This window comes from Rhodothermales bacterium, from assembly GCA_039944855.1.
GTDB lineage: Bacteria > Bacteroidota > Rhodothermia > Rhodothermales > JANQRZ01 > JBBSMX01.
In genome coordinates this window covers 76987-100951 of record JBDUXZ010000020.1, presented here as the reverse complement: position 1 = coordinate 100951, position 23965 = coordinate 76987, and the positions used below count along the sequence as shown (strand labels likewise).

24 protein-coding genes are annotated in these 23965 nt (G+C 70.0%); 18 read left to right on the top strand and 6 right to left on the bottom strand.

Features of this window, described 5'->3' with window-relative positions:
* The first annotated feature begins 85 nt into the window (after nt 1-85).
* Nucleotides 86-1597, top strand: a complete 1512-nt coding sequence (locus ABJF88_09480; GenBank protein MEP0547153.1) for a SulP family inorganic anion transporter — start codon at nt 86-88, stop codon at nt 1595-1597.
* Nucleotides 1598-1644: 47 nt separating this feature from the next.
* Nucleotides 1645-2031, top strand: coding sequence for an NFACT RNA binding domain-containing protein (locus ABJF88_09475; protein MEP0547152.1), 387 nt, complete (start codon nt 1645-1647; stop codon nt 2029-2031).
* A gap of 10 nt (nt 2032-2041) precedes the next feature.
* On the opposite strand, the gene ABJF88_09470 is transcribed toward ABJF88_09475, so the two are convergent.
* Both ABJF88_09470 and ABJF88_09465 read right to left on the bottom strand, forming a co-directional pair.
* Complete coding sequence (locus tag ABJF88_09470) at nt 2042-2554, bottom strand: hypothetical protein (GenBank protein ID MEP0547151.1); 513 nt, start codon at nt 2552-2554, stop codon at nt 2042-2044.
* A 78-nt stretch (nt 2555-2632) separates the two neighbouring features.
* The gene (locus ABJF88_09465; protein MEP0547150.1) at nt 2633-4465 is read right to left on the bottom strand and encodes an FG-GAP-like repeat-containing protein; all 1833 of its coding nucleotides are present in this window, start codon (nt 4463-4465) and stop codon (nt 2633-2635) included.
* A gap of 224 nt (nt 4466-4689) precedes the next feature.
* Between ABJF88_09465 and ABJF88_09460 the strand changes: the two genes are divergently transcribed.
* The 4 genes from ABJF88_09460 to ABJF88_09445 all read left to right on the top strand — a co-directional run bounded on the left by ABJF88_09460 (nt 4690) and on the right by ABJF88_09445 (nt 9491).
* Entirely contained in the window at nt 4690-6861 is a 2172-nt protein-coding gene (locus ABJF88_09460; protein MEP0547149.1) for a winged helix-turn-helix domain-containing protein, read from the top strand.
* Between the two features lie 38 nt (nt 6862-6899).
* Nucleotides 6900-7358, top strand: a complete 459-nt coding sequence (locus ABJF88_09455; protein ID MEP0547148.1) for a hypothetical protein — start codon at nt 6900-6902, stop codon at nt 7356-7358.
* Nucleotides 7359-7439: 81 nt separating this feature from the next.
* Nucleotides 7440-8579, top strand: a complete 1140-nt coding sequence (locus tag ABJF88_09450) for a glycosyltransferase (protein MEP0547147.1) — start codon at nt 7440-7442, stop codon at nt 8577-8579.
* 45 nt (nt 8580-8624) lie between these two features.
* On the top strand, nt 8625-9491 hold the full coding sequence (locus ABJF88_09445) for a class I SAM-dependent methyltransferase (protein ID MEP0547146.1): 867 nt from the start codon (nt 8625-8627) through the stop codon (nt 9489-9491).
* Here the strand turns inward: ABJF88_09445 and otsB are convergent.
* The 3 genes from otsB to ABJF88_09430 all read right to left on the bottom strand — a co-directional run bounded on the left by otsB (nt 9488) and on the right by ABJF88_09430 (nt 12541).
* Nucleotides 9488-10198, bottom strand: a complete 711-nt coding sequence (gene otsB, locus ABJF88_09440; protein ID MEP0547145.1) for a trehalose-phosphatase — start codon at nt 10196-10198, stop codon at nt 9488-9490. The two genes, ABJF88_09445 and otsB, sit on opposite strands and share 4 nt — an antisense overlap.
* Entirely contained in the window at nt 10195-11670 is a 1476-nt protein-coding gene (locus tag ABJF88_09435; GenBank protein ID MEP0547144.1) for a trehalose-6-phosphate synthase, read from the bottom strand. Before ABJF88_09435 ends, otsB begins: the two co-directional genes overlap by 4 nt.
* A 136-nt stretch (nt 11671-11806) precedes the next feature.
* Nucleotides 11807-12541 carry a lycopene cyclase domain-containing protein gene (locus tag ABJF88_09430; protein MEP0547143.1) on the bottom strand — a complete coding sequence of 245 codons (735 nt, stop codon included), beginning with the start codon at nt 12539-12541 and terminating at the stop codon, nt 11807-11809.
* Nucleotides 12542-12835: 294 nt separating this feature from the next.
* Here ABJF88_09430 and ABJF88_09425 point away from each other — a divergent pair, with 294 nt between their 5' ends.
* The 8 genes from ABJF88_09425 to ABJF88_09390 all read left to right on the top strand — a co-directional run bounded on the left by ABJF88_09425 (nt 12836) and on the right by ABJF88_09390 (nt 18675).
* Nucleotides 12836-14614, top strand: coding sequence for a CTP synthase (locus tag ABJF88_09425; protein ID MEP0547142.1), 1779 nt, complete (start codon nt 12836-12838; stop codon nt 14612-14614).
* Between the two features lie 67 nt (nt 14615-14681).
* Nucleotides 14682-15110 carry a hypothetical protein gene (locus ABJF88_09420; protein MEP0547141.1) on the top strand — a complete coding sequence of 143 codons (429 nt, stop codon included), beginning with the start codon at nt 14682-14684 and terminating at the stop codon, nt 15108-15110.
* A gap of 93 nt (nt 15111-15203) precedes the next feature.
* Complete coding sequence (locus ABJF88_09415) at nt 15204-15413, top strand: hypothetical protein (GenBank protein MEP0547140.1); 210 nt, start codon at nt 15204-15206, stop codon at nt 15411-15413.
* On the top strand, nt 15406-15708 hold the full coding sequence (locus ABJF88_09410) for a type II toxin-antitoxin system RelE/ParE family toxin (GenBank protein ID MEP0547139.1): 303 nt from the start codon (nt 15406-15408) through the stop codon (nt 15706-15708). Before ABJF88_09415 ends, ABJF88_09410 begins: the two co-directional genes overlap by 8 nt.
* Nucleotides 15705-16232 (top strand): dihydrofolate reductase family protein, encoded by a 528-nt coding sequence (locus ABJF88_09405; GenBank protein MEP0547138.1) that lies wholly within the window; start codon nt 15705-15707, stop codon nt 16230-16232. Before ABJF88_09410 ends, ABJF88_09405 begins: the two co-directional genes overlap by 4 nt.
* A gap of 55 nt (nt 16233-16287) precedes the next feature.
* On the top strand, nt 16288-16818 hold the full coding sequence (locus tag ABJF88_09400) for an NUDIX hydrolase (protein MEP0547137.1): 531 nt from the start codon (nt 16288-16290) through the stop codon (nt 16816-16818).
* On the top strand, nt 16818-18050 hold the full coding sequence (locus tag ABJF88_09395; GenBank protein MEP0547136.1) for a hypothetical protein: 1233 nt from the start codon (nt 16818-16820) through the stop codon (nt 18048-18050). The genes ABJF88_09400 and ABJF88_09395 overlap by 1 nt, the downstream gene beginning before the upstream one ends.
* Nucleotides 18013-18675, top strand: coding sequence for an ABC transporter ATP-binding protein (locus tag ABJF88_09390; GenBank protein ID MEP0547135.1), 663 nt, complete (start codon nt 18013-18015; stop codon nt 18673-18675). The genes ABJF88_09395 and ABJF88_09390 overlap by 38 nt, the downstream gene beginning before the upstream one ends.
* Before the next feature lie 180 nt (nt 18676-18855).
* Here the strand turns inward: ABJF88_09390 and ABJF88_09385 are convergent, their stop codons facing one another.
* Nucleotides 18856-19503, bottom strand: a complete 648-nt coding sequence (locus tag ABJF88_09385; GenBank protein MEP0547134.1) for a S24 family peptidase — start codon at nt 19501-19503, stop codon at nt 18856-18858.
* Nucleotides 19504-19805: 302 nt separating this feature from the next.
* Between ABJF88_09385 and mraZ the strand changes: the two genes are divergently transcribed.
* From mraZ to ABJF88_09365, 4 genes are read left to right on the top strand one after another with little or no spacing between them, the layout of a single operon-like run.
* Nucleotides 19806-20258 (top strand): division/cell wall cluster transcriptional repressor MraZ, encoded by a 453-nt coding sequence (mraZ, locus tag ABJF88_09380; GenBank protein MEP0547133.1) that lies wholly within the window; start codon nt 19806-19808, stop codon nt 20256-20258.
* 14 nt (nt 20259-20272) lie between these two features.
* On the top strand, nt 20273-21280 hold the full coding sequence (rsmH, locus tag ABJF88_09375) for a 16S rRNA (cytosine(1402)-N(4))-methyltransferase RsmH (protein ID MEP0547132.1): 1008 nt from the start codon (nt 20273-20275) through the stop codon (nt 21278-21280).
* A 42-nt stretch (nt 21281-21322) separates the two neighbouring features.
* The gene (locus ABJF88_09370; protein MEP0547131.1) at nt 21323-21829 is read left to right on the top strand and encodes a hypothetical protein; all 507 of its coding nucleotides are present in this window, start codon (nt 21323-21325) and stop codon (nt 21827-21829) included.
* 48 nt (nt 21830-21877) lie between these two features.
* Nucleotides 21878-23965 (top strand): penicillin-binding transpeptidase domain-containing protein, encoded by a 2088-nt coding sequence (locus ABJF88_09365; protein MEP0547130.1) that lies wholly within the window; start codon nt 21878-21880, stop codon nt 23963-23965.

The following is a 23965-nucleotide window of genomic DNA, read 5'->3' as shown; positions in this document are numbered from 1 at the left end:
GTCGAGCCGCTGCTTCGCGTCGCTTCCCGCCGCCCGCCGGGCGAGCCCCCTCCTCACCGATAGGACGCTTTTGAATCTCCGTACCATCCTCGGCGACCGCCGCTACGGCCTCTCGCTCCCCAGCACCAAAACCCTCAAAGCCGAGTGGTTCTCGAACGTCCGCGGCGACCTGCTCGCTGGCGTCGTCGTGGCCCTCGCGCTCATCCCCGAGGCGATCGCCTTCTCGATCATCGCCGGCGTCGACCCCAAAGTCGGGCTCTACGCCTCGTTCTCGATCGCCGTCATCACGGCGTTCGTCGGCGGCCGGCCGGGCATGATCTCCGCCGCGACGGGCGCGATGGCGCTCCTCATGATCACGCTCGTCCGCGACTACGGGCTCGACTACCTCTTCGCCACGACGATCTTGACGGGCGTGCTACAGATCGTCTTCGGGTGGTTCAAGCTCGGGCGCTACATGAAGTTCGTCCCGAAGCCCGTGATGGTCGGGTTCGTCAACGCGCTCGCTATCCTCATTTTCATGGCGCAGCTCCCGCTCTTCGTCGGAGCCGGGTGGATGATGTATGCCGTCGTCGCGGGCGCGCTCGCCATCATCTATCTCCTGCCGCGCGTGACGACGGCGGTGCCCTCGCCGCTCGTCGCCATCATCGCGCTCACGCTTGTTTCGCTCACGACCGGCGGCGGGCTCAGCCGCGTCGGCGACATGGGCGCGCTGCCGACGACGCTGCCGTTCTTCAGCCTGCCCGCCGTGCCGTTCTCGCTCGAAACGCTGCGAATCATCTTCCCCGTCGCCATCGCCCTCTCGCTCGTCGGGCTGATCGAATCGCTGCTGACGGCGTCGATCGTCGACGAGATGACGGACACGCCGAGCGATAAGAACAAAGAGGCGCGCGGGCAGGGCATCGCGAACGTCATCACCGGCTTCTTCGGCGGGATGGCCGGGTGCGCGATGATCGGGCAGTCCGTCATCAACGTGAAGTCGGGCGGGCGCGGCCGGCTCTCGACGTTCGCGGCGGGCGCGTTCCTGCTCTTCTTCATCCTCGTCCTCGCCGACTGGCTCGTGCTGATCCCGATGGGCGCGCTCGTGGCCGTGATGTTCATGGTCTCGATCGGCACGTTCGACTGGTCGTCGCTGAAGGTGACGGCGCTTCCGTTCAGCGAGACGCTCGTGATGGGCGTGACCGTCGGCACCGTCGTCTACACGCACGACCTCGCGATCGGCGTGTTCGTCGGCGTCGTGCTCAGCGCGCTCCTCTTCGCGCGGAAGGTGGCGAACGTCGCGTTCATGGAGGACGCGCTCAGCGACGACGGTCGGACCCGGACCTACGTCCTCAACGGCGACCTCTTCTTCGTCACCGTTACCGGCTTCCTCGCCCACTTCGATTTCCAGGAGGACGTGGACCGCGTGCTGATCGACCTCACGCACGGCCACATCTGGGACGCCTCGGCGGTTGCCGCCATCGACAAGGCCGTGCTCCGCTTCCGCAAGCGCGGCGTGCACGCCGAAGTCGTCGGCCTCAACGCGGCGAGCGCGACGCTCCTCGACCGCGTCGCCATCCACGACAAGCCCGGCGCGCTCGACGTGGCGATGGGCCACTGATCCGGCGTCCCCCGTAGTTTTTGAGCACCGACTCTCTGAACGTTCCCATGCCCCGCCCCGAACGCCCGCCTGCCGCCGACTACCAGACCTTCGAGGCCGAGGGTTTCGAGATCCTCGTCGGCGCGAGCGCCCGCGACAACGACCGGCTGACGTTCAGCGTGGCCGATCCGCAAGACCTCTGGCTCCACGTCGGTGGGGTGCCCGGTAGCCACGTCGTCGTGCGGAATCCGGGCGGGGGTGACGTGCCGAAGACGGTCGTGAAGCGGGCGGCGGAACTGGCCGCGTTCCACTCGAAGGCGCGGGCGGCGGGCGGGAAAGTGACCGTCAGCGTGTGCCGCGCCTGCGACGTGCGGAAGCCGCGCGGCGCGAAGTCCGGCACCGTTCAGCTGCGGCGGCACGACGAGGTGAAGGTCTACGTCCCGGACGTGGTCTGAGGCGCGGCCATCAGCGGCGGGCGTAGCGGATCACCCACACGTCGGCCCACGTCGCGCCGCCGTCCGCCGAGCGCTGCCAGTGCCAGTCGAGCGCGTCGGCCGTCACGTTGCGCCACGTCATCCGGCTGACCACCTCCTGCCCCTGCGGGTTCGTGAACGGCGCCGTGCGCAGCTCTATCGCGCCGCCCGCCATCCCGCCGGTGAAGAGGAGGTAGCCGCCCTGGTTGTCGACCCACGTCTGCCGCCAGCCCTGCGGCGTGAACACCGACACGCTCTCGCCCTCGAACCCGCCCTCCGCCGTGAACCGCTCGTGGACGACGCAGCCGTCGAGTTCGCGCGTGATCGTGTTCGTCCCGCGCCCGGTCTCGCCCTCCGGCGTGCCGCCTTGCCCGCCGGGCCACGTCAGGTCCCACGTGCCGACCCAGAAATCGAGCTGGTCTGCCTCGGCGGAGGGGCACGGCGTTTGGGCATGTGCGAGCGGAGCGAGACAGAGACAGAGGGCGACGAGCGCGGTGCGGAGCATGGGGGAGAGGGTCGGAGAGAAAGTGAGTGGAGCGCCGCGCCGCCATCCCTTCGCGGTGGCGCGGCGCTCCCGGGCCGCTCAGCGTACGAGCACGAGGCGCCGCGTCTCTGCCCGCTCGCCTGCCCCGCGAGCGGGATCTATGACTTCGAGCCGGTAGAGGTAGACGCCCGCGCTCAGCCGGCGGCCCGATGCGTCGCGGCCATCCCACGTCGCGGTGTGGGAGCCGGCGGGCCGCGCGGCGTCCACGAGCGTGCGGACGCGGCGGCCGAGGAGGTCGTACACGGCGAGCGAGACGGGTCCCGCCTGCCCGAGATGGTACGGGATCATCGTCCGCTCGGCGAACGGGTTCGGGTAGCTCGCATCGAGCCCGAGCGACGGCACGCTGCCGAGGCCGTCCGATTCATTCGCGACGGCGATGAGCCCGCCGCCCTCCGTTACTTCGAAAAAGGCGTTCGCCGGCACGTCTTCGAACGTATCTACGGCGCCCGACGGCCACGTGATTTCGAGTGTCTCGACCGCCGCCGCATCGCCCAGCCCGAGGTGGACGGTGAGCGCGTTCTGCCCGTTGAACGTGTTCTGCGCCGAGACCTCGCGGAACTGCGTCACCGCGCTCCCGCCGATCGTCGCCGTAGCGCGGACCTGCGCGCCAATCGCGGCGCGGTTCGAGGCGACCCCGACGAGGTTCAGCTTGAGCCAGCCGTTGGCGGTGTCCGTGTCGTTGCGGTAGAGGCGCACCGGCCCGCCGCCGTTCACCTGCGTCGTCACGGCGAGGTCGAGGTCGCCGTCGCCGTCGTAGTCGCCGAGCGTGGCGCCGGAGGTGGCATCGGCGCGCGTCGTGAGGGGCGATGACGCGATGCGCGTGAACGTCCCATCGCCGTCATTGCTGTAGAGCCGGTCCGCGGCGTTCCCGCCGGTCGTGATGAAGGCGTCGAGGTCGCCGTCGTTGTCGAGGTCGCCCCAGGTGTTGGCGAGGCGGAGCCCGCCCGTGTCATCGGCGAGGGGGTCATCGGTGACGGCGACATACGTGCCCGCGTCGTTGCGGTAGAAGTCGTTCGTCGCCGTCCCCGTGTAGTTGGTGATGTAGACGTCGAGGTCGCCGTCATTATCGACATCGATCCAGTTTACCACCTGCCCGTCGCGCGCATCGGTGGCGAACGGTTCCGTCTCCAGACGGCTGAACGCGCCGGCGCCGTCGTTCTCGTAGAAGAAATCCGGCGCCACGCTCCCGTTCGCTGGTCCGCTGCCGATGAAGAGGTCGAGGTCGCCGTCGAGGTCGTAGTCGCTCCACGAGGCGACGGTGTACGGGGCGAGCCCGGTGACGACAGGACCGTCAGCGACGCGGCTGAACGCGCTACCGCTCTCGTTGTGGAAGAGGTGGTTCGGCTGGGAGACCCCCACGAACCCCGCCGGGTGGGCCACGACGAGATCCACGAAGCCGTCGGCATCGAAGTCGCCCCACGCCGCGCTCCAGCCCCGGTTGTCGTCGCTCGGCGCGACGGGCGCGGCGTCGACGAGGGCGAACGTGCCGCCGTCGTTACGGAAGAGGTGGCCGGCCCCGCTAACCCACCCGCCGACAGCGTACACGTCGAGGTCGTCGTCGTTGTCGTAGTCGGCCCAGGTGTGGCCGAGCGAGCCGGGCGTGGCGGCGTCGGTGAGCGCGCCCGCGTCGGCGAGGGTGAGCGTGCCGCCGTCGTTGAGGTAGAGCCGGTTGCCGCCCGTCGTCGCCTGCCGGCTCACGAAGAGGTCGAGGTCGAGGTCGCCGTCGATGTCCACCCAACTCGCGCCCCACGAGCGGACCGCCGTGACGAGGTCGCCGTCGGTGACTTCGGTGAACACGGGCTGCCCGTACCCGTCGCACGGATAGAGCAGGACGATGGCGAGCGAGAGGAGGACGTAGCGAGAGGGGCGCATGGCGGCAGGGGATGAGTGGGCGGATCGAGGGCCGGTGCGCCATGCTAGCTGCGCGCCGATGCCCCGCGCTTGCGGACGGCGTGACGGTTTCCTTCGGAGACCTGATGAGGAGGTGATGATCGCCGTTCCGGGCCCGTCAGCGCCGGTCCGGCCGGGGCGGGCGTAGTACCTTGACGCATCCCCCGCCCGGTCGCTACGCTTCTCCGAGCCCGCACCTCCGCCCGATGCCCTACGACGCTTCGTTCCTCACGCCCCTCGCCGACGGCTTCCGCATCGGCGAATGGACCGTGCTGCCGCGCTCGCACGAGATGACGCGGCCGGGCGAGACCGTCCACGTCGAGCCGAAGCCGATGCAGGTGCTGACCCTCCTCGCGGCGCACGCAGGCGAGCCCGTCACGCGGGACGAACTGCTCGAAGCCGTCTGGCCCGAGGTCTACGTCACCGAGAACGCCCTCAGCCGCTGCATCTCCCAGCTCCGCAAGCTCTTCGACGACGACCCCCGCACGCCCCGCGTCATCGAGACGATCCCGACGGTCGGCTACCGGTTGATCGCGCCGGTCCACCACCTCGGCGATGGCGTGCCCGTCGCGTCGGAGGCGTCGGACTTCGCCCTTTCCGTGACCCGGTCTGCGCCGGCCGCCGAGCCGGAAGAGGAGGCGGCGGTAGGGCCAGGCGGGGGCACAGATCCGGCGTTCCGGTGGCAGATGGGGCTGGCGTGGGGCTTCGTCGCGCTCGCGCTCGCGGCCCTCGTCGCCATCAGCGTGTGGGGCGGAAGCGACTTCCCCGTCGAGCCCGCCACGCGCCCGCTCACGAGCGCGCCCGGACTGGAGACCGCGCCCGCGCTCTCGCCCGACGGCTCGCGCGTGCTCTACGTCCACGCCGAGCCGGGCGAGCGGGGCCGCCTCTTCGTCCGCGTCCTCGGCGACGGCGCCCCGCTGCAACTGACCGACGGCGACGGCGGCGACGCGAGTCCGGCGTGGGCACCCGACGGCCGGAGCGTCGCGTTCGTCCGCTGTGGCGACGCAGGCTGCGGGCTGTTCACCGTCCCCGCGCTCGGCGGCGAGCCTCGCCGCCTCACCGACGTGCCGGCGTTCCCGTGGGGCCTCGCGTTCGCCCCGGACGGGCAGGCGCTCGCGTTCGTCACCCGCGACACGTCCGCCTCGCCCGTCCGCCTCGCCCTCTTCGACCTCGCCACGGGCGCGCACCGCCCGCTCACCGATCCACCGCCGACGTCGGCGGGCGACCTCGATCCCGTGTTCGCGCCCGACGGCGGCGCGCTCCTCTTCCGACGGCGCACGAGCGGCGGTGGCGAAGACCTCTACCGCCTCGCCCTCCCTGACGGCACGCCCGAGCGGCTCACGCACGACGACCGCGGCCTCGCCGGGACGGCCTTCAGCCACGACGGCCGCGACGTGCTGTTCTCGTCGAGTCGGACGGGGATGTACGAGCTCTGGCGGATGCCGGCGACCGGGGGCACGCCGGAGCGGGTCCGAGGCCTCGTCGCCCGCGATCCCGGCCAGCCCGAGGTCGGCGACGGGCGGCTCGTGTTCGAGGAGTGGGCGTTCGAGATCAACCTGTGGGGAGCCGATGTGGACAGCGCCGAAGCCCGGCCGCTCGTCGTCTCGACGTGGTGGGACAAGCACCCGCACCTCCGCGCGGACGGCGCTCGGCTCGCGTTCATCTCCAACCGCTCCGGCCCGCCCGAGGTCTGGCTCGCCGACGGCGACGGGGCGAACCCGGCGCGGCTGACCGACTTCGGCGGCGCGTCCGTCGAAGCCCCGCGCTGGTCGCCGGACGGGACGCGCATCGCGTTTCAGGCCCGTCCCGAGACGACGGCTGACCTCTTCGTGATCGACCCCGCCGGCGGCCCGACGCGCCGCCTCACCCCTTCCGACGCCGACGACGTCGCGCCCCGCTGGTCACGCGACGGGCGCCGGCTCTACTTCGGCTCGAACCGCGACGGGGCGTGGCAGCTCTGGACGATGCCGGCGGAGGGGGGCGAGGCCGTGCGCGTGACCGACGCGGGCGGGTTCACCGGCGAGGAGTCGACCGACGGGACGGAGGTGCTGTACGCGAAGCCAGGTGTGGCCGGGCTGTGGGCGCGGCCGGTCGCGGGCGGCCCCGAGCGGCTCGTCACCGATGCATTGCCCCCGACCGCGGCGACGAGTTGGGCGGTGACGGACGCTGGCGTGCTGTTCCCACGGCGGATCGACGGCACGCTGCGCGTGATGCGGCTCGGCTTGGCCACGGGCGAGACCGACCTGCTGCCCTTCCCCCTCGGCCAGTTCATGCCCGCCGAGCCGGGGCTGACCGCTACCGCCGACGGCCGCCGCGTCGTCTTCGCGCAGGTGGACCGCGTCGAGAGCGACCTGATGCTCGTCGAACCCTTCGAGTAAACGGTGCGGGTCAGCCGCCGCGCAACCGAGCGTATCTCATGCGAATCCTCTTCATTCTATGTAGTCTAACCGTGTTCCTCCTCGTCGCGAGCGGGCTTTCGGCGTGTCGGCCGATGGTCGCGGTGGCCGATCCGCCGATCCCCGAGCCGGTGTGGTCGGTGGATCTCATTCGGACGCTGCCGGGGGCGCAGGCGGACTACGTCCAGTCGATTGAAACGAATTGGGCGAATGCGCGACGCCTCGCGCGGACGCGCGGCGCCGTCCTCTCGTATCGCGCCTTCGTAGCGTCGCCCGACTCCGTCCGCGGATGGGACGTCCTCCTGATGACGGAGTACGCCGACTCCACGGCGTGGGCGGACCGGGAGGCGACGTTCGCGGCGATCTTCGCCTCTCCGGAGTTCGTCGGGGTCGAGCCCGCGCGCCCGTCGGCGGAGATGCGTGTCTTCGCGGAGCCCGGGGTGACGATGCGGGCGTTCGTGTCGGAGCCATCGCATTGATGCGAGCGGGGCCTCCCCGCGCGCCGTTCGGGCGAAGGGGCCGGTGGGCGTTATCTTCGGCGCCCCGTCATCGCCCTGTCCGTGTCGAAGCCTCAACACATCGTCCTTGTCGGCCCGCTCTATCCGTATCGGGGCGGGATCGCGCACTTCACGCAGTCGCTCGGGCGGAGCCTGGAGGCGCGCGGCCACCGCGTCAGCGCCGTCACGTTCTCCCGGCAGTACCCGGAGCGGCTCTTCCCCGGCCGCACGCAGTACGAGACGACGCCGGCGGAGGACGCGCTCGACGCCCCACGCTTGATCGACACGATCGGGCCGCGCTCGTGGCTACGGACGGCGCGGCACCTCCGCGCCCTCGCGCCCGACGCCGTCGTGTTCCAGTACTGGATGCCGTTCTTCGCGCCCGCGCTCGGGACGATCGGGCGGCGGCTCGGCGATGGGGCGAAGCGTCTGGCCGTCGTCCACAACGCGCTCCCGCACGAGCGCCGCCCGGGTGATCGCGCCCTCAGCCGCTACTTCCTCCGCTCCTGCGACGGGCTGCTCGTCCTCTCCGACAGCGTCCGCCGCGACGCCGAGCGGCTGGCGCCGGGCGTGCCGGTCCGGCAGGCGGCGCATCCGACGTACGACTTCTTCGGCGAGGCCGTCCCGCGCGTTGAGGCTCGCGCCCTGCTCGGCCTCCCGGCCGAGGCGCCCGTCCTGCTTTTCTTCGGGTTCGTCCGCCGCTACAAAGGGCTCCACGTCCTGCTCGACGCCATGCCGGGCATCCTCGAACGCCTGCCCGACGCCTGCCTCGTCGTGGCCGGCGAGTTCTACGACGACGCGGCGCCGTACCGCGAGCAGGTCCGCCGGCTCGGGCTCGACGCCGCCGTCCGGTTCGAAGACGAGTACGTCCCGAGCGAGCAGGTGGCGCCCTACTTCGGCGCGGCGGACCTCGTGGTGCAGCCGTACCTTTCGGCCACGCAGAGCGGCGTCGCTCAGGTCGCGTTCCACTTCGAGCGCCCCGTCCTCACGACGGACGTCGGCGGCCTCGCCGAGTCGGTGCCGCACGAGCGGGCCGGGCTCGTCGTCCCGCCCGAGGACGCTGGGGCGCTCGCCGCCGCCGCTGTGCGGTTCTTCGAGGAGGACATGGCCGCGTCCCTCGCTGAGGGCGTCCGCGCCGTGCGCGCTGCGACCGACTGGCGCCACGTCTGCGAAGCGCTCGAAGGGCTGGCCGAGGGCGTGTGAGCCCGAGTACGACCGTTTCTATTTGAGTTCCACGGATCACCGATCATGGATTACGACCCCGTAAAAGACCGTCTCGGCGGCCTGTTCACCCGCTCGCCCCGGATGAACAAGGTCTTCTACCGGCTGCTCGATACCGTCTTCCTGCGCGCGTGGTACGTCCAGCGCGAGGTCGAAGCCCTCATCGAGACGATGCCGACGGACCGGCCGATCCGCGTGCTCGACGCCGGGACCGGCTTCGGGCAGTACGCCTACTTCCTCCTCGACACGTTCCCCCGCGTCGAGGTCACGGCCGTGGACGTGAAGGCGGAGTACCTCGCCCGCGCCCGCACCTTCTTCGACCAGACGCCGCACGCCGCCCGCATCACCTTCCGCCAGCTCGACCTCACCGAGCCGATGGCCGAAGAGGGCGTCTACGACCTCGCGCTCTCCGTCGACGTGATGGAGCACATCGAGGACGACCGCGCCGTCTTTCGCAACTTCCACCGCGTGCTCCGGCCCGGCGGCTACGCCGTCGTCAACACGCCGAGCGACGCCGGAGGCTCGGGCGTGACGGACGAGGGCGACGAGAGCTTCATCGGCGAGCACGTCCGCGACGGCTACCCGCCGGACGAACTGCAGGAGAAGCTGGAGACGGCGGGGCTGGAGGTGGCCGATTGGATGTACACCTACGGCCGCTACGGCTCGGCGGCGTGGCGGCTCCTCGTGAAGTGGCCCATCCAACTGCTGAACCGGAGCCTCGCCTTCGGCGCCGTCCTCCCGTTCTATTACCTCCCCGCGCTTCCCGCCGGCCTCGCCCTCAACAAGCTCGACCTCCGCGACAAGAACCCGACCGGCACCGGCCTGCTCATGGTCGCCCGGAAGCCGGCCGAAGGGCGGATCGGCGACGCCCGCCCCGATCAGCAAGCGCGCTAGCCGTCGAGGAAGCCGCGAAGGTAGTCCACGACGGCGTCGACGTCGGGCAGGCGGTAGCGCGCGGCCGTCTCGCCCTCGCCCACTTTCACCGTGACGGCGGGCGCGTCGAGCACGGCGAAGGCGTCCTCGTCCGTCACGTCGTCGCCGAGGTAGACCGGCGTGCGGTCCGGGTGCTCGGCCGCGATCCGGCGCACGGCGACGCCCTTGCTCGTTCCCACGGGCCGGAGCTCGACGACCTTCTTTCCCCACACCGGTTCGAGCGCGTCGGGCACGCCGTCGGCCCACGCACGCAGCCGGTGCAGCGCCGCCGCCTCATCGACGACGGCGCGGTAGTGGACGGCGAAGGCGGGGCCTTTGTCCTCGACGTGGAGCCCGTCGAGCGCGGGGACCTTCTCGCGCAGCGCGGCGAGGGCGGCGGCGGCTTCGTCGGAGAGGGTGTGGCGGGGCGTTTCGCCGAGGCGCCCCTCCTGCGTCCCGTGCAGCCCGACGGCGCGGATCGGCGATGGGGCAGGGGCGAAGAACCCGGTGAGGTCGTCGAGGTGGCGGCCGGTGACGACGACGACGGGGTAGCGCGCGTGGAGCCGGGCCAGCAACGCGGGGATGGCGGGGTGGGGGCGTGCCGCCGCCGGGTCGTCCACGATCGGGGCGAGCGTGCCGTCGTAGTCGAGGAAGAGGAGGGGGCGGTCGGGGTGGGGCGGTCGGGTCATGACGACGGGGCGACGAACGAGGCGAGAAATCGGTCGGCCCAGCGGTGGACGTCGAGGTCGGCGACGTGCGCTTTGAGCGCGTCCATCCGTAGCCGCTTCTCCTCGGGCTCCATCTCGAGTGCGGACTTGATGGTCGAGGCGAGGCCGTCCTCGTCGTACGGGTTCACGAGGAGGGCGCCGGAGAGGAGGTAGGCCGCGCCCGCCATCTCGGAGAGGACAAGGGCACCCCGCTCGTTCGCGGCGACGAACTCGTGGGCGACGAGGTTCATCCCGTCGCGCAGCGGGGTGATGAGGGCGGCGTCGGCGGCGCGGTAGTACGCGCACAGCTCGTCCTGCGCGAACGAGCGGTAGTAGTAGTGGACCGGCACCCACTGCCCCTCGGAGAACGCTCCGTTGATCCGGCCGACGACCTCGTCCACCTCGCGCTTGAGCTCCTGGTACGACTCGACGCCCGTCCGGCTCGGGGTGGCGATCTGGTAGAGGCTGACGCGCCCGCGGTACTCCGGATTCCGTTCGAGGAACAGCTCGAAGGCCTGGAGCCTGGCGGGGATGCCTTTCGTGTAATCGAGCCGGTCCACGCCGACGAGGAGGAGCTCGGCCGTGGACTCCGCACGGAGACGCTCGGCCTGGCGTGCCGTCTCCTCCGAGCGCGCCGTCTCCTCGAAGTACCCCACGTCGATGCCGATAGGATGCGCCTCGACGCGGACCTCGCGGCCTTCCCACCGCACGCCCCCGTCCGTCAGCTCGGCGCCGAGGAGGGTCCGGGCCGTCTCGCGGAAGTTGTCGACGTACTCCTGCACGTGGAAGCCGATGAAGTCGCAGCCGAGCAGGCCGCGGACGAGCTCGCGCGCCCACGGGAGGATGCGGAAGACCTCCATCGCGGGCCACGGGATGTGCCAGAAGTGGGCGATCCGCGCGTCGGGGAGCTTCTCGCGCACGTAGCCCGGCAGCAGCATCAGGTGGTAGTCCTGCACCCAGATCGTGTCGTCGGGCTCGGCCTCATCGAGCACGGCGTCGGCGAAGCGGCGGTTGATGCGGCGGTAGTCCTCGATGAAGGCGCGCTCCAGGGCGAGGTGCTGGAGGAGGTAGTGCGAGACGGGCCAGAGCACGCTGTTCGCCATGCCCTCGTAGTAGTTGGCGCGCTCGTCCTCGGACATCGGCACGCGGCGAATCGTGAACTGCGGCTCGTCGGCGGGGTAGGGCTGGTGCTCCGGCGCGTCGTCCTCCTGCATCGAGACCCACACGCCGCCGTGCTGCTCCAGCACCGGCAGCAGCGCGGTCGCGAGCCCGCCGATCGATGGCTGCCACTCGCCGTCCTCTTCCCGCACCGGCGCCCGGTTTGCGACAACGACGAGGCGGCCGAGGTCAGTCGTCGGAACCGGCGCGGCAGAATCGGGGAGGGGCTGGTCGGAATCGCGGTCCGGGTCGGAGTGGGACCACGGCGGAGGGCCGGCGGAGACGGGGAGCGGCATGGCGGAGCGGAGATCGGGGTCAGAGGGCGGGGCCTCTGAGGACAAACGAGAAGGGAGAGGAGCGGAAGCTCACAGGGGCATTTCACCGATGAACATCACGATCTGATCCCATCGGGCCGGATCGGGGGTGTCGCGGCTACGCCGAAACGGGTGGGGCGGCGGTCTGCCGCAGGCTCAGCAGCAGGAGGCCCTTTGCCACGAGCAGGTTCGTCATGAGGAAGAACGTCGCCTCTTCGATGGGGAGCCCGACGAGGTCGATGCCGGAGCGCGTCGCGTCGGTGATGTCCCAGATGCCGAGCCCGATCGCGATGCGGTCGGCAATCCACAGCCAGAGCGTGATCGGGGCGACGGTCCACGTGATCGCACGGCGGTTCGCCCACAGCGCCTCGCCGGCGAGTCCCCACATCCCGGCGAGGACGGGCGAGGCCCACGCGAGGATGAGTCCCATGTACAGCCCGTGCCCGCCGCCGATGAGGAGCGCGACCCCGACGAGCGTGAGCGCGAGGAAGAACGCGACGCCAACGCTCTTCGCCCGCCCCGTCGCCGGGGCCGCGACGTGGCCGAGCCGGTCGCGGACGAGGAGGTACCACAGCCCCGTCAGCACGGGCTGGAGCAGGAAGAACGCGTACTCCTCCACGGGCACGTAGCCGATGACGGCGAGCACGCGATCGGGGCCGTACGACCAGACGTCGCGGTAGACGAGGTAGTTGTCCCACGGGATCGTGTAGACGAACGCCACGCCCGCGATCAGCCCGATGTAGGCGAGCGCATCGGGGCGGAGGTCACGCATCCGGCGCACGCGGGCCACGAGGACGGCGAAGACCGCGATGAGCGGGAGGATGAAGACGAAGTGGAACGCGAGGTAGGTCATCGGCAGAGAAGGTGGGGCGGAGCATAGAGGCGCAGAGCGAGGGAAGGTTCCGGGGCGGACCCCCTGCCGCGCTCGCGTTCACTCACTTCGTTCGTTCACGACAACGCGCGGCTGTCCCCCTTCGAGGGGGACAGCTTTCCGACGGCGTCCGTAGGGACGTGTCCCGTAGGACCCGAGGAAAGCGGGGGGTCCGCCACGCCCTTTTTGCCGGAGCTTTCGCCGAGGGCTGCGCGACGGGGCCACGGCCGGGCCGTACCTTTTGCAAACATCCCCCGCCTCCAGACCCGGACTCCCGTGCAGACCAAGTACCTCTTCGTCACCGGCGGCGTGACCTCCTCCCTCGGCAAGGGCATCTTCTCCGCCTCGCTCGGCCGCATCCTCGAAGCCCGCGGCCTCCGCGTCACGATCCAGAAGTTCGACCCCTACATCAACGTCGACGCGGGGACGATGAACCCGTACGAGCACGGCGAGGTTTTCGTCACCGACGACGGCGCCGAGACCGACCTCGACCTCGGGCACTACGAGCGGTTCCTCGACGTGCCGATGTCGCAGGCCAACAACGTTACGACGGGCCGCGTCTACTCCGGCGTGATCGAGAAGGAGCGCGCCGGGGCATACCTCGGCAAGACCGTGCAGGTCGTCCCCCACGTCATCGACGAGATCAAGGGGTGGATGCGGAAGCTCGGCGCGACGGGCGACTACGACGTCGTCATCACCGAGGTCGGCGGGACGGCGGGCGACATCGAGAGCCTGCCCTACCTCGAAGCCATCCGGCAGTTCGCGCTCGAAGAGGGGCGGGCGAACGTGTGCCTCGTCCATCTCACGCTCGTCCCCTACCTCGCCGCCGCCGGCGAGCTGAAGACGAAGCCGACGCAGCACTCCGTCAAGACGCTCCAGAGCTACGGCCTCCAGCCCGACGCCCTCGTCTGCCGCACCGAGCATCCGCTCGACGACGACATCCGCCGCAAGATCGCCAACTTCTGCAACGTCGAGCAGCGCGCCGTCGTGCAGATGATGGACGCCGAGAGCATCTACGAAGTCCCGCTCCTCCTCCGCGAGCAGGGCATCGACCAGGTCGTGATCGAGCGGCTCCGCCTCGCCGAAGAGGCCGCCGCCCACGGCGAGCCGCTGCGGGAATTGGAGATGGACCGGTGGGTCGAGTTCCTCCGCCGCCTCAAAGACCCGACGGGGAAGGTCCGCGTCGCGCTCGTCGGGAAGTACGTCGAGCACCAGGACGCGTACAAGTCGATTTCGGAGAGCTTCATCATCGCGGGCGCGGCGCACGGTGTGCAGGTCGAGGTCGTCTCCGTCCACTCCGAAGGGATCACGGCGAAGAACGTCGCCGACAAGCTGGGCGATGTGTCGGGCGTGCTCATCGCGCCCGGTTTCGGCGAGCGCGGGATTCAGGGGAAGATCGAGGCGGCGCGGTTCGCCCGCGAAACCGGCGTCCCGTTCTTCGGGATCTGCCTCGGGATGCAATGTGCCGTGATCGAGTTCGCCCGCACCGTCTGCGGCTGGCCCGAGGCCCACTCGGCAGAGTTCGCACCCGACTCGCCGCACCCGGTGATCGACCTGATGGCGGAGCAGAAGGGGATCACGGAGAAGGGCGGGACGATGCGGCTCGGGCAGTACGACTGTCATCTGACCGAGGGCTCGCTCGCACGCGAGGTCTACGGCGCGGACGAGGTACAGGAGCGGCACCGCCACCGCTTCGAGGTCAACAACCACCTCCGCTACAAGCTGAAGGAGCACGGGATGTGCTTCACCGGCACGAACCCCGAGCGCGACCTGGTCGAGATCATCGAGCTGCCGCAGGAGGGGCCGGAGGGTGTGGCGCACCCGTGGTTCGTCGGCGTGCAGTTCCACCCGGAGTACAAGTCCACAGTGCAGAACCCGCACCCCCTCTTCGTGGCGTTCGTCGGCGCGGCCGTGGCGCACGCGACGGCGGCGGGGACGCTGGAGACGCCGCGCCCGCCGACCTCGACCCGCAAGGTCCGCCGCGCCTCCGCCAAAGTCCTCCGCAGCGGCGACGGCGAGGCCGGAACGCCCGCTCCCGCGCCGAAGGTGGAATAGAAGCCACTCGGCATTCCGCTCAATTATCGGTTATGCTGCCTTATCAATGGGATCTGACGACTACACGATGGAGGACTTTAAGTACCTCCACCAGACACTTCGCGAGGCTTGGACGAAGTACGTGTATTTTCTGCTCGCTGCTTCTGCCTCCGCCGTTGCCTTCGCAGTCAGCATTACAAGCGGGGAGTCACTAACCGTCTCTCAACTACCACTTGGCTTCGCAGTTGCTCTGTGGGGCCTGAGCTTCTTTTTCGGATGCCGTAGCATCTGGCACCGCAATGAATCCCTAAGCGTGAATGCCTCTGGCGTCATGAAGCTCATGGAGAGGACTTATGTGGCGGGTCTGGAGGAAGAGTACCGCAAAGCTGCAGATTTTCTCGACGACAAGGCAGCTAAGTACATGCGTTGGCAGTTCGGCTATTTCATCGCAGGTGCGCTCTCTTTTCTTGTTTGGCATGTGATCGAGATGGCAAACACGCAACCAGCGGCAGCATAAGCCGTGGCGCAGGCTGACCTCGGGCTGCATGGCAGCGTTCGCGAACACAAGCCGCGACTCGTTGTATCTACGCTAGAACCTTACTTCGCCTCTATGCCTGATCCCACGCCCAAGCAAGCGACCCTCGATATGATCCGGCGCTTGTCGGACGATGCTTCGTTCGAGGAGATTCAGTACGAGATCTATGTGCTCCAAAAGATCGAGACGGGGTTGCGCGAGGTCGAAGCGGGAAAATCCGTCTCGCACGCTGAGGCCGGGTGGCGATTGAGCCGGTGGCTCGGGGATGCAGAGGCCCGTGGCTGAGGTCCGGTGGTCGCCGCAGGCGCTCCGCGATCTCGACGCGGTGGGCGCATACCTCGAACGCTCGTCGCCGCAGTACGCACGGTCGCTCGTCGCACGGCTCTACGCAGCGGCCGGTGCGCTCGCGGAGTTCCCGCTGATGGGGCGTCAGGTCCCCGAAACCGAGTTGGGCCACATCCGCGAAATCGTGCGGGACGGATATCGGATCGTGTATTTCGTCGGCGGAGAGGTCGTCGAGGTGCTAACCGTGTTGCACGGGCGGCAGGACCTCGGGAAGAAGCTGCGCCGCGAGGAATGATGAACGTTGCCCTCTACATCGCCGTCAGTCTCGACGGGTTCATCGCAGACAAGGACGGCGGCGTGGGCTGGCTCGACGCGGTGGCGACAGAGTCCGGTGAGGACTACGGCTACGCCGAGTTCTACGCCTCCGTCGGGGCGCTCGTGATGGGACGAGCGACGTACGAGCAGGTGCGCGGCTTCGGGGACTGGCCGTATCCGGGCAAGCCTTCGTTCGTCTTTTCGTACGCGCCGCCGGAAGGGGAGCATCCCAATGTGACGTTCGTGTCGGGCGATCCGGCCGAGGTTGTGGCGTCGCTGCGGGAGCGGATCGACGGCGATCTGTGGCTCGTCGGTGGGGGTGGGCTCGTCGCGTCGTTCCGGGCGGCGGGGCTGATCGACGCATACATCCTGTCAGTGATTCCGGTGTTGCTCGGCGAGGGTATCCCGCTGTTCGAGAGTGCGCAGCCCCACACGGCGCTGCCGCTCGTCGGGGCACAGTCGTACGCGAGCGGGGTCGTCCAACTCCGGTATGCGGCGGGGTGAACCGGCGTGCGAGGACCGCCGTACCTTCCTCCCCTTTCGCCCGCCCCCGCCACCGATGGAGCCGCGCTCCTCGACCGACTCGCACATCACCGAAGCCTACGGCAACCGCGTCCGCGTCCGCGTCGGCGGGCTGCTGTTCGACGACGAGGCGGCGCCGTCGTCCGTCCTGCTGGTCGAGCACGCGGCGATGCACACGAACGCGAATGGTGAGGCGCCGCCGTTCTGGATCGCGCCCGGCGGCGGTGTCGATTTCGGCGAGGCGCTGCCTGAGGCGCTGCGGCGAGAGGTCGAGGAAGAGACCGGGCTGCGCGTCCACGTCGGCCCGCTGCGCTACGTGCTCGACTTCATCCGCCCGCCGCTCCATGCCGTGTCGTTCTACTTCCACTGTACCATCGACGGCGGCACGCTCCGCACGGGTGCCGACCCCGAGCTCGGCGAGCGGCAGCTCATCCGTAGCGTGGACTACGTCTCGTTCGAGCGGCTACCGGGGTTGAACATCTACCCCAAAGGCTTCGCCGAGCGACTGCCCGCCGACGCGCGCACAGGCTTCCCCAATGGCATCACCTACCTCGGCACCCTGCGCTGATGGCGATCCCGAATGTGACCACGGATCGGAGCGCGGCGCGGCGGGTGGGGACGGTCCTGCTCGTCGGCGGGCTCGGATACCTCTTCGCGGCGTTCGCGGTGGATGGCAGCGGGTCGCTGCGCGAGGTGCTGCTGCGCTACGCGTTCGTCGTGGTGGGCATCTTCGCCGTCGCACCGCCGCACGTGCTGCTGCCGGACGCGGCAGCCGCGTTTCTGCAGATGCTCAACCCGTCGCCTCGCGCGCTGCTGGTTCGGCAGGGGCGACCGTGGGGCTTCATCGTCGCCGCGTTCCTCGTCCCGCCGGTGCTGCTGGCCGTCGAGATCGGCGGGGCAGTGGGCGCGCCGCTCGTCGAAGTCGCGCTCGTTGTGCTCGGCGTCGGGGTGTACGCCTTCGCGCACTACACGGCGATTGGCCCCGACTCGCAGGCGTGGCAGGAGGGCCTTGCGGGTGGCTGGTATCGTCGGCTCGTGGAAAAGGAAGAACGCGCGAGCATGCACATCCCGTTCGGCCTCGTGCCGACGGTGCTCGCGTCGGCGCGGGTGTTCGCGCTCGGGGCAGCGGTGATTCTGACGACGGCGGCACTCGCGGATGCCGGACTCGTCGCCGTCGCGTGGCTGCCGGGCGCGGCGCTGCTGGGGGTCGCGACGGCGACGCTCACCCGCCGGGCCGCGGGGTACGACCACGACTTCTACTGCACGAACGCGCTCTACACCGAGCTGCTCACGGCGGGCGGCCCGCGCACGACGCAGCGCGAGCCGGTCCGCCCCGACGCCGTCTACTGGGCACCGCGCCGCCTCCGGCCGCACGTATGGGCCGGCCTCGTCCAACTCGACCGCCGGCTCCCGCTCGGCCGTCTCTTCGCGCTCGGCGTGATCGGGCTGTGGGTGCTCTTCGCTCGGGACGCAGCGGACGGCGTCATCGCCGCTGCGCTCGCACTCGGCCTCGCGGCGAAGAACGGTGCGGTCGGTGTGCTCGCAACGGAAACGCTCGGGCCTCGCGCGTTCGGCCTCGCGCAGCAGAGCCCGTTGGGGTGGACCGCGACGCGCTTCTTCGTCAACCTCCGCTGGACGCTGCCGCTCGCTCTCGCCCTCTCCGTCATCGCCCTCTTCGACGCCGACTTCACCCTCGCCGATGTCGCGCTGTGGGTCGGCGTCGATGTCGGCCTCGCCTTTTTCACCGCCTGGTTGTTCACCTATGCCGCCGAAGTTCGCTATCGCCGCCGCTTCGCCTGAGCCGCTCGTAGTCGAGCGTGTCACGAAGCGCTACGGGCAGGGCACGCCCGTGCTCGACGGGCTTTCCGCCACGTTCGAGCCGGGCACCATCACTGGCCTCGTCGGGCCGAACGGGTCGGGCAAGACGACGCTGCTCCGCCTGCTGACTGCGCTCTCGTACCCGACCTCGGGCGCGGTGCGCTACGGCGACCTCGACGTGCACGTGCACCCGCACCGGTACTTGCAGCACGTCGGCGTCGTGCACGACCGGACCGGGTTGCCGGAATACCTCTCGGCAGAGGAACTGCTGGAGTGGGTGCTCCGCGCGCGGGAGCAGTGGGACGGGGCAGGGCCGGAGCGGATCGCCGCGCTCCTCGACGCGGTACGGCTCGACGAGCGGCGGGCGAACCTGATCGGGACGTACTCGAGCGGGATGCGGCGGAAGGCGCAGTGGGCCGCCGCCCTCGTCGCTGCGCCTGCCGTGCTGCTGATGGACGAGCCGTTCCGCGGGCTCGACACGGCGAGTAGCGCGGCGGCGCTCGACCTGCTACGCGGCTTCAAAGCGGCGGGCGGGATCGTCGTCGTCTCCAGCCACCAGCACGACGCGCTCGACGCCCTCGTGGATCGGACACTCGACCTCGGCTAGCGCCGTAGGTGGACTAGCCCCTCACCCTGTCCTTCTCCCCGGAGGGGCGAGGGGACGTAGTCGGCGACGGGGGTAGCAGATAGAGGGCGAAGAGGTCAGGAATCACGTTCTCCTTTTGGGGGAGAGATGCCCGGCAGGGCAGAGAGGAGGCAACGGCGCACGACCTCAGGCCTGCTCGCTTCAGAGCTTCCGCATCACGCTGAGCACGGGGCCGATGACGTGGCACGCCGGGTCGCGCGGCGGGTACGCCTCCTTCGAGTACGACTTGTTCGCCGGCTGCAAGTGGAGGCGACCGTTGAGGAAGCTGAACGTGCGGGCGAGGAGCGCCTCGCCGACGAGCGCAGCGACGACGACACCGTCGGGGAGCCGGCGCCACTTCTGCTCTTCGATCACGAGGTAGTCGCCTTTGAAGATGCCCACGTCGCTCATCCCGTCGTCGCCGGCGCGGCCGAGGAGGCAGGCGTCCTCGTCGGCGCGGCCGAGAAAGAGGGGGTCGGTGTAAAGTGCGCCCTTCGGCCGGTTACGGAGCTTCGTCGGCTGCGCGCTGTCGGTGCGGCTGACGAGGAGGAGGCTCGGCACCTCGGCGTCGAAGGCGAACGGGTCGTCGCCGGTATCGACGAGGGCGATGCCGCGGGCTTCGTTCGGGATGCGGCGGATGTATCCCTTCTGTTCGAGCGCGTGGAGGTGCTTCGAGACCCCGTTCGTCGAGCGGATCGAGAGGGCGTCGCCGATCTCCTTCAACGTGGGGGGCTTGCTGTGCTCGCGAAAGTAGGCGCGGATGTGTTCGAAGACGCGGTTCTGGCGCTCGGTAAGACGGACTGGGGGCATGGGGGCGGAGGTATGTGCAGACGGAAGATAGGGTATGGTGATATGATTTTCACTCGTTGAGTAGCGACCAAGGGCAGGGTGACATGATTTTCACCTTTCGGCGGCGGGACGGGAGATCGGAGGGGTATTTCACCTGAAAGTATATGTGTGATTTTCTATTACACCTCTACTTATCCACAAAATGGGCTCATTTAGGGCGTATTTGCTTGACTTTAGATATATGCATGCTACTTTGATGCGCGGTGGGGAGAAGTGGGGAACGCCTCCACAACCCTCCCTGCCGCCCGACCGCCCCGCGCACGATGGCACGCTTCAAAGGACGCTCTCAAAACTCCGTCGACGAAAAGGGTCGCCTCGCGATCCCGGCGAAGATGCGGCGCGTCATGAGCCCCGAAGCGAACGAGACGTTCACCGCCACGCGTGGCATCGAGAACTGCGTCGTCCTCTACCCCCTCGACGTGTGGGAGCAGCAGGAGGAGCAGTTCGATCGCCTCAACCAGTTCGCCGACGAGGAGACCCGCCACTTCGTCCGCACGATCACGATGTGGGCCGAGGACGTGACGCTCGACAAGCAGGGCCGCATCGTGATCCCCGCCGAGCTCCGCGACTTCGCCGGCATCTCCGACACCGCCGTCGTCATCGGCACCGTGGACCACCTCGAAGTCTGGGACCCGGACGAGCTCGACGCCTACTTCGCCGAGCAGTCCAGCACGTACAAGACCGCCGCCCAGCAGGTGATGGGGGGGCGCTCATGACTATTGCTACCGCCATGACTGACCGAGCCGACCGTCGGGATCCCGCGCACGCCGCGCCCTACGCGACGGGGTACCACGCCCCGGTCCTATATAAAGAGGTGGTCGACGGGCTCGTGACCGACCCGGCGGGCACCTACGTTGACGGCACGCTCGGCGGCGGGGGCCACGCGGCGGCGCTCCTCGACCGCCTCGGTCCGGACGGGTGCGTGATCGGGATCGACCAGGACCCCGAAGCGCTCGCAGCCGCGACGGCCCGGCTCGACGCCGAGGGCACGCGCTTCCGCACGCTCCGCGGCAACTTCGGCGATCTCGAACGCCTCCTCGCCGATGCAGAGATTGAGAGCGTCGACGGCGTGCTGCTCGACCTCGGCGTGTCGTCGCACCAGATCGACGAGGCGGGGCGCGGGTTCGCGTACGCCGCGAGCGGCCCACTCGACATGCGGATGGACACGGACGCCCCGCTCTCCGCCGCCGACCTCGTCAACCGCGCCGAGCCCGACGAGCTCGTCCACATCCTCCGCGCCTACGGCGAAGAGCCGCGCGCCTCGAAGGTCGTCCGCGCGATCCTCGACGCCCGCCCGATCGAGACGACGGGGCAGCTCGCCGACGCGGTGCGCTCGGCCGTGTTCTCGCGCGAGGAAGTGAAGACGCTGTCGCGGGTGTTCCAGGCGCTCCGCATCGCGGTCAACGACGAGTTGGCCGTGCTGGAGCGCGCGCTCGTCGCCGGGCTGCGGGTGCTGAAGACGGGCGGGCGAATGGCGGTCATCGCGTACCACTCGCTCGAAGACCGCCGCGCCAAACAGTTCCTCCGCTACGGCAACTTCGAGGGCGAGCCCGTCCGCGACTTCTACGGCAACCTCCTCACGCCCTGGGACCTCGTCACGCGCAAGCCGATCACGGCGAGCGACGACGAGATCGCGGCGAACCCCCGCGCCCGCAGCGCCCGCCTCCGCATCGCCGCGAAGCGCGACCCCGAAACGTCGGGGCTCGGCACGGCCTTCTCCTACCCTCGCTCTTCCTGATTCTCCGGGCGCAGCATGCTGCGCCCCTACGCACGATTCCTGATGGCTTCCTCCCGAACCAAGTCTGCCCCGCTCCCGCGCCCGACGAAGAAGTCGCGCGGCCGGCGGAGCGCCGCGCAGGCGGCGTCGGTCTCGCGCCGGCGCAGCCGGAGCGTTTCGACGAAGGCCCCGGCGAAGGCCGTGCCCGTCGCGAAGCTGCCGGCGTGGTCGGACCTCTCGGCGAGCAAGGCCAACACGGTGAAGCAGAAGCGCGAGGCCAAGCCGGGCCTCGTCGACGGCGTGCCGACGCTCCGCTTCGCCGTCCTCCTCGTGGCGGCGTGCGCACTCTTCACGCTCTACGTCGGCCACGTCTACGCCACGCAGGACCTCGTCGCCGAGGTGCAGCAGCTCCAGAAAGAGAAGCTCCGCCTCGTCCTCAAACACAACCGGCTCCGGGGCGAGTTCGACCGGATGACCGCGCCGTCGGTGATCCTCGACCGCGCCGCCGCGCTCGGGCTCGAACCCGGCTCGCAGTACGGCCCGACGATCCTCCTCAACTCCACCGAATAACCCGCCCTCGTACAGACGCAGCGTGCTGCGCTCTGCCGCTTCCTCCCCGTGAACGCTCGCACCTCCATCCTCAACCGCCTCTACGTCGTGCTGACGTTGCTGTGCCTGCTGCCGGTGGCGATCGCCGCGCAGCTCGTGCGGATCTACGTCGGCGACGGGCCGGAGCTGCGGGCGCAGGGCGAGCGGCAGGCGTCGAGCTTCGTGACGATCCCGGCCGTGCGCGGGGCGATCCTCGACCGGGCGGGCCGGACGCTCGCCGTCAACACGGCCCGCTACGAAGTCGCGCTCGACCCGACGGCGCCGGGCTTCGCGGATCGGGCCGAGGCGTTTTACGCAGACTACGGCCGCCTCGTCGGGCGGAGCGCGGCGAGCGTGCGCAGCGAGGTGCGGGGCCGCACGAGCCGGCAGTACGTCCTCCTCCACCGGAGCCTCGGCGAAGCGCAGAAGGAGAAGCTCGAAGAGTGGGGCGTGCCCGGCGTCATCCTCACGCCGCGCTTCGCCCGCCGCTACACCTACGACCGCATCGGTTCGCACGTGCTCGGCCACGTCGACACCGACCTGCGCGGGACGGCGGGGCTGGAGATGCAGTACGACGCGATCCTTAGCGGGCACGCTGGGCGGCAGGCCGTGCAACGCGACCGCCGCGGCTTCATCAAGGCGCTCGTCGGCGGCAGCGTCGTCGAGCCCGAGCACGGGCAGCAGCTCGTCCTCACGCTCGACCTCGTGCTCCAGTCGATCCTGCAGGAGGAACTCGTGCGCGGCGTCGAAGAGGCCGACGCGACGTGGGGCACGGCCATCGCGATGGACCCGAAGACCGGCGCCGTGCTCGCGATGGCGAACGTGCCCGACTACGACCCCAACCGCGCGAGCGCGTTCTCCGAGGCCGCCCGCCGCAACCACGCCATCACCGACCAGCTCGAGCCGGGCTCGACGTTCAAGCTCGTCACGGCCGTGGCCGCGCTCGAGAGCGGCATCGTCACGCCCGAGGACTCGATCGAGACGGGCGCGGGCTGGGCCGTCTTCGGTGGGCGGACGATGCGCGACTCCCACGCCTACGGCACCATCACGTTTGCCGAGGCGATTGCGAAGTCGAGCAACGTCGCCCTCGCCAAGACCGGGCAGCGGCTCGACCCCGGCACCTTCTATCAGTACGCGCGCAACCTCGGCTTCGGCCAGCCGACGTGGATCGACCTGCCGGGCGAGACGGGCGGCACGCTCCGCAAGCCCGAGCGCTGGAGCGGCTCGACGCAGACCTCGATGAGCATCGGCTACGGGGTCGACGCGACGCCGCTGCAAATCCTCACCGCGTACTGCGCGCTCGCGAACGGCGGCCTCCTCGTCCACCCCTACCTCGTCGCTGAGCGGCGGAGCGTGGCCGGGCGGACGCTGTGGACCGCGCCGCAGGACTCCATCCGCCGCGCCTTCCGCCCCGAGACCGCCGAGACGCTGCGGCCGATGTTCGAGCGCGTCGTCTCGAAAGACGGCACCGCGCCGCGCGCCGTCGTCGAGGGGCTGCGGATCGCGGGGAAGACGGGCACGGCCCGGCTCGCGACGCAGGGCGGCTACACGTCGATCTACCGCGCGACGTTCGTCGGGATGTTCCCGGCGGATGCGCCCGAGGTGGCGATGATCGTCCTCATGCACCACCCGAAGAATGGGAACTACGGCGGGACGGTCTCGGCCCCGGTCTTCGCGCGTGTGGCGGAGCGGTGGACGGGCGTCGTGCCTGCGCTCGCCGGCCGGATCGCGGCGGCGGACACGCTCCCGGCGCGGGTCGTGGCGGAGGTCCCGGCTGTGACCGGGCTGCCGCAGGAGATCGCCGCCCAGCAGCTTCGCACGCATGGTTTCCCCGTCGCCACGGAAGGTGACGGGTGGCGGGAGGTGGCCGTCCAACACCCCAGCGCGGGAACACCCCTCGACCCGCGCCGGACGGTTCGCCTCGCCGCCGATCTGCAGACTCCCACGACGTCCGAGCCCACGATGCCGAACCTCCAAGGCCTCAGCGCCCGGCAGGCGACGGCGTGGCTCGCCTCCCTCGGCGTCCCCGCGACCGTTCGCGGTGCGGGCGTCGTCACCGACCAGTCGCCTGCGCCGGGGGCCTCCCTCCCCGGCGCCGCGTGGCTGGCCTGCCAATAA